The organism is Pseudomonas sp. B2021 (genome assembly GCF_018135665.1).
Taxonomy (GTDB): Bacteria; Pseudomonadota; Gammaproteobacteria; order Pseudomonadales; family Pseudomonadaceae; genus Aquipseudomonas; species Aquipseudomonas lactis.
Map to the genome: position 1 here is coordinate 1 of NZ_SMOF01000007.1, position 5550 is coordinate 5550.

2 protein-coding genes are annotated in these 5550 nt (G+C 63.0%); both read left to right on the forward strand.

Annotated features, from left to right (window positions below; translation table 11 throughout):
- Nucleotides 1–626 (forward strand): phosphopantetheine-binding protein (locus E1K68_RS27295; RefSeq protein WP_244858948.1); only part of this gene is annotated, 626 nt, incomplete at its 5' end.
- Nucleotides 627–629: 3 nt separating this feature from the next.
- Nucleotides 630–5550, forward strand: a 4921-nt coding sequence (locus E1K68_RS27300; protein WP_212614945.1) for a non-ribosomal peptide synthetase, incomplete at its 3' end; no start/stop codon positions are given.

Sequence of the window (5550 nt, forward strand, 5' to 3'; positions counted from 1 at the left end):
ACCATCAAGTGAAGATCCGCGGTTTTCGTATCGAACTGGGGGAAATCGAAGCGCGCTTGCGTGAGCAAGCCAGTGTCGGTGAAACCGTGGTGGTGGCCCAGGAGGGGCCGACCGGTAAGCAACTGGTGGCCTATGTGGTACCGGCCGACGCCAGCCTGGCCGACCCGGTTGAGTTCCGTGACGCCCTGCGTCGTGGCCTGAAAGCCGACCTGCCGGACTACATGGTGCCCAGCCACTTCGTATTCCTGGCGCAGATGCCGCTGACCCCCAACGGCAAGCTCGACCGCAAGGGCCTGCCGCTGCCGGATGCGAGCCAGATGCAGCAGCAGTACCTGGCTCCGCAAACCGAGCTTGAGCAGCAGATCGCCACGATCTGGGCCGACATCCTGCACCTGCCGCAAGTGGGCCTGAACGACAACTTCTTTGACGTCGGTGGCCACTCCTTGCTGGCGATCCAGATTACCTCGCGGGTGCAGGCCGAGCTCGGCCTGGACGTACCGTTGATGGAACTGTTCCAGACCGAATCGCTGCGCGCCTACGTGCAGGCCGCAGCCACTTTCCGCGCCGGCAGCGTGGAAGATTTTGATGACCTTCGTGACTTTTTGAGCGAACTAGAGGCGATTTGAACCATGCTTTCCAACCCTAATATTGACCTGGTGTCGCGCTTTCTTCGCTTGCCTCTGGAGCAGCGCCAGCAGTTTTACCAGCGCCTGCACAGCCGGGGCATGAGTTTCGCTCAATTGCCGATTGCTCCCACCCGCCACGACAGCGACACACCGACGTTGTCTTACGCCCAGGAACGCCAGTGGTTCCTCTGGCAACTGGACAAGGACAGCACCGCCTATCACATCCCTGGCGCCCTGCGTTTGCACGGGCACTTGGACCTGGCCGCGTTGCAACGCAGTTTCGACAGCCTGCTGGCCCGGCATGAAAGCTTGCGCACGCAACTGGTCGAGGACGGTGAACGCCTGTGGCAGGCAGTGATGCCGCAGGCGCGGGTGCAGATCCAGCAGGCGCACGTCGATGAAGCACAGTTGATGGCGCGGGTGGAAGAGGAGGTGGCGCGGCCGTTCGATTTGCACCAGGCGCCGTTGTTGCGTGTGACGCTGTTGCAACTGGCCGAGGATGAACATGTGCTGGTGATGGTGCAGCACCACATTGTCTCCGATGGTTGGTCGATGCAGGTGATGGTAGAGGAACTGGTGCAGCTCTACGCCGCCCATAGCCAGGGCCATGACCTGCAACTCCCGGAACTGCCGATCCAGTACGCCGACTACGCGTTGTGGCAACGCGGCTGGATGGAAGCCGGGGAACAGGCGCGCCAACTCGCGTATTGGCAGGCCCTGCTGGGCGGCGAGCAACCGGTGCTGGAATTGCCGCTGGACCGCCCGCGGCCGGCGCAGCAAAGCCATCGCGGTGCAAGCCTGCAGGCGCATCTGCAACCGACGCTGGTGGCGGGGCTCAAGCGCCTGGCGCAGCAAGAGGGCGTGACCGCGTTCATGCTGCTGCTGGCGTCGTTCCAAGCCTTGTTGTATCGCTACAGCGGGCAGTCGGATATCCGCATTGGCGTGCCGAATGCCAACCGTAACCGCGTCGAAACCGAGCGGCTCATCGGCTTCTTCGTCAACACCCAGGTACTCAAGGCTGACCTTGACGGGCAGATGAGCTTTGCCGAGCTGCTGCAACAAACCAAACGCCGCGCCCTGGAGGCCCAGGCTCATCAGGACCTGCCATTCGAGCAACTGGTGGTGGCATTGCAGCCTGAACGCAGCTTGAGCCACAACCCATTGTTCCAGGTGATGTTCAACCACCAGACCGATGCCCAGGGCGACCGGGAAGGCCAGCAGTTACCGGGCCTGCGTGTGGTGGAACTGGATTGGGACAGCCAGACCACCCATTTTGACCTGAGCCTGGACACCCATGAATCCGCCGACGGGCTTTGGGCTGCGCTGACCTACGCCACCGACCTGTTCGATGCAGCCACCATCGAGCGCTTGGCGCAACACTGGCAGAACCTGCTGCAGGCGGTGGTGAGCGCACCCCGCAGCCGCCTCTGCGAGCTGCCGATGGTGGGTGCCGCTGAGCAACACAGGATGCTTCAGGACTGGAACACTCCGGCTGGTGTCACCCCCTTTGAGGCTGTGCACCGGCTGTTTGAAGCCCAGGCTGATCAGCAGCCGGAACGTCAGGCCCTGGCCCTGAATGAGCAGGCCCTCAGCTATGGGGAACTGAACCGTCAGGCCAACCGCCTGGCGCATTACCTGCTGGCCCAGGGCGTAGGCCCTAAAGCGCTGGTGGGGATCGCCGTGGAACGCTCCTTTGCCATGGTGGTCAGCTTGCTTGCGGTGCTCAAGACGGGAGCGGCCTATGTGCCGCTGGACCCTGAGTACCCCCGCGAACGTCTGGTGCATATGCTTGAGGACAGTGGTGTGGGCCTGGTGTTGACCCAATCCCACCTGCATGGGCGCCTGCCGTTGCCGACCCAGGTGCTGGCGGTGGACATCGACCGGGTCCAGGCGCAGTTGGCGTTGTGTGCCGACGATAATTTACCGGTTGATGTCGAGCCCCAGAGCCTGGCGTATGTGATCTACACCTCCGGCTCCACAGGCAAGCCCAAGGGGGTTGCCATCAGCCATGCTGCACTGAGTGAGTTCGCTGGCATCGCGGCGGATTACTCGCAGCTGGTTGCCCAGGACCGAGTGTTGCAGTTTGCCACCTTGAACTTCGACGGTTTCGTCGAGCAGCTATACCCAGCCCTGACCCTCGGCGCCACCGTGGTACTGCGTGGCCCGCAGTTGTGGGACGGTGCCGAGCTGTACCGACAGATCATCGCCCAGGGTATTACCTTGGCCGACTTGCCCACCGCCTACTGGAAGCTGTTCCTGCAAGATTGCCTGGCAGCAGGCCCAAGGACCTATGGTGCCTTGCGGCAGATCCATATCGGCGGCGAAGCCATGCCGTTGGATGGCCCGCTGTTGTGGCAGCGCGCCGGGCTCGGCCATGTGCGCTTGCTCAACACCTACGGGCCTACCGAGGCCACGGTGGTTTCCAGCGTGCTGGACTGCACTGACCCGAGCGCTGTCAGCGCCGTCGGTGCCAGCCCCATTGGCCGGGCGCTGCCAGGGCGTGGCCTCTATGTGCTGGACCGCGACCTGAACCTGCTGCCGCTGGGCGCCGTGGGTGAACTCTATATCGCCAGCGCCAGCGCCAATGGCTTGGCCCGTGCGTATTTGCAGCGGCCAGGCCTGACCGCCGAGCGCTTTGTCGCTGACCCGTTCAGCCCATCCGGCGAGCGCCTGTACCGCACCGGCGACCTGGCCCGCTACCGAGCCGATGGCGTGGTGGAGTATGTCGGGCGGGTCGATCACCAGGTCAAGGTTCGTGGTTTTCGCATAGAACTGGGTGAGATTGAAACTGTGCTGCTGGCCCAGGACAGCGTGCGTGAAGCGCTGTTGCTGGCTGCCGACAACCAACTGCTGGCCTACCTGGTACCTGCGCAGACGCTGTCTGAAACCGAGTGCGCCGAGGTGGGCGAACAGTTGATGGCCACCTTGCGCGACCACCTACCCGACTACATGGTGCCGGCGCACCTGATCTTTCTCGACCGCATGCCGCTCAACCCCAACGGCAAGCTGGATCGCCAGGCCCTGCCCAAGCCAGATGCCAGCGTGGAACAACAGGATTGGCGGGCGCCGGTCACCCCGTTGCAACAACAGGTGGCGGCGATCTGGGCGGCTATTCTTGGAGCCGAACGTGTGGGCTTGAACCAGCACTTCTTCGAACTGGGAGGGCATTCCCTGTTGGCGATGCAGGTGGTGTCACGCATCCGCCAGACCCTGAGCCTGGAAGTGCCGCTCAAAGCCGTGTTTGAACACCCGCGGCTGGAGGCGTTTGTCGCGGCCTTGCAAGCCCAGGAGAGCCCATTGCCAACGACGCCGGCCCTGCTGCCGGCCGGGCGCGTGCAGCCGTTGCCATTGTCTTACGCCCAGGAGCGACAGTGGTTTCTCTGGCAACTGGAACCCCACAGCGCGGCGTATCACATTCCCAGCGCGTTGCGCCTGAAAGGGCGGTTGGACCTGGCTGCGTTGCAACGCAGTTTCGATAGCTTGCTGGCGCGCCATGAAAGCCTGCGCACCCATATCCACCAGGATCACGACGGCGCGGTGCAAGTGATTGAGCCGTCAGTTTCCTTGCCGATCACCCAGGCGGAGATCGAAGAGACCGAGCTCAAGGCCCATGTAGAAGCGCTGATCGCCCAGCCGTTCGACCTGCAACGAGGCCCTTTGCTGCGCGTCACTTTGCTGCGCCTGGCCGCCGACGAGCATGTGTTGGTATTGGTGCAGCATCACATCGTCTCCGATGGCTGGTCGATGCAATTGGCTGTCGAAGAACTGGTGCAGCTGTATGCCGGTTATAGCCAAGGCCAGGACGTGCAGTTGCCGGCGCTGCCGATCCAGTATGCCGACTACGCCGTATGGCAGCGCAGCTGGATGGACGCCGGTGAGAAGCAACGTCAACTGGCCTACTGGCAGGAACTGTTGGGCGGTGAGCAGAGCGTGCTGGAGTTGCCGTTCGATCACCAGCGCCCGGCTGTGCAGAGCCACCGCGGCGCACGCCTGGCGTTCGAGCTGGCGCCGGAACTCGCTCAGGGGCTCAAGGCTTTGGCCCAACAGCAGGGCGTGACCCTGTTCATGTTGTTGCTGGCATCGTTCCAGACCTTGTTGCACCGCTACAGCGGCCAGGAAGAAATACGCGTCGGCGTGCCGATTGCCAACCGCAATCGCAGCGAGACCGAGCGCTTGATTGGCTTCTTCGTCAACACCCAGGTGCTCAAGGCGGATGTGCATGGGCAGATGAGTGTCGAGCAGTTGCTGCAGCACGTTCGGCAACGCGCCCTGCAAGCCCAGGCCCACCAGGATTTGCCGTTCGAACAACTGGTGGAGGCCCTGCAACCTGAGCGTAGCCTGAGCCACAACCCGCTGTTCCAGGTCATGTTCAACCATCAGACTGACGTCGGCCAGGCTCAGGTTCAGCACCAATTGCCAGGGCTGCGGGTAGAAGGCCTGGACTGGGACAGCAAGACCGCACATTTCGACCTGGACCTGGATATTCAGGAGTCCACCGAAGGTATATGGGCCACTTTGGGTTATGCCCAGGACCTGTTCGAAGCCAGCACCGTGCAACGCATGGCGCGCCACTGGCAGAACCTGCTGCAGGGTATGGTCGCCAACCCACGACAGCAGCTCAGCCAGTTGAGCTTGCTGGATGTGACCGAACAACAACAGATCCTGCAACTGTGGAACCGCACGGAGTCTGGCTTTTCGGCCGAGCGCCTGGTGCACGAATTGGTCGGCGATCGCGCCCGCGAAACTCCGGACGCGGTGGCGGTGAAATTCGACGCGCAAACCCTGACTTACGGTGAACTGGATCGCCAGGCCAACCGCCTGGCCCATGCCTTGATCGCCCGTGGCGTCGGCCCGGAAGTGCGGGTGGCTATCGCCATGCCGCGCAGTGCCGAGATCATGGTGGCGTTCCTGGCGGTGATGAAAG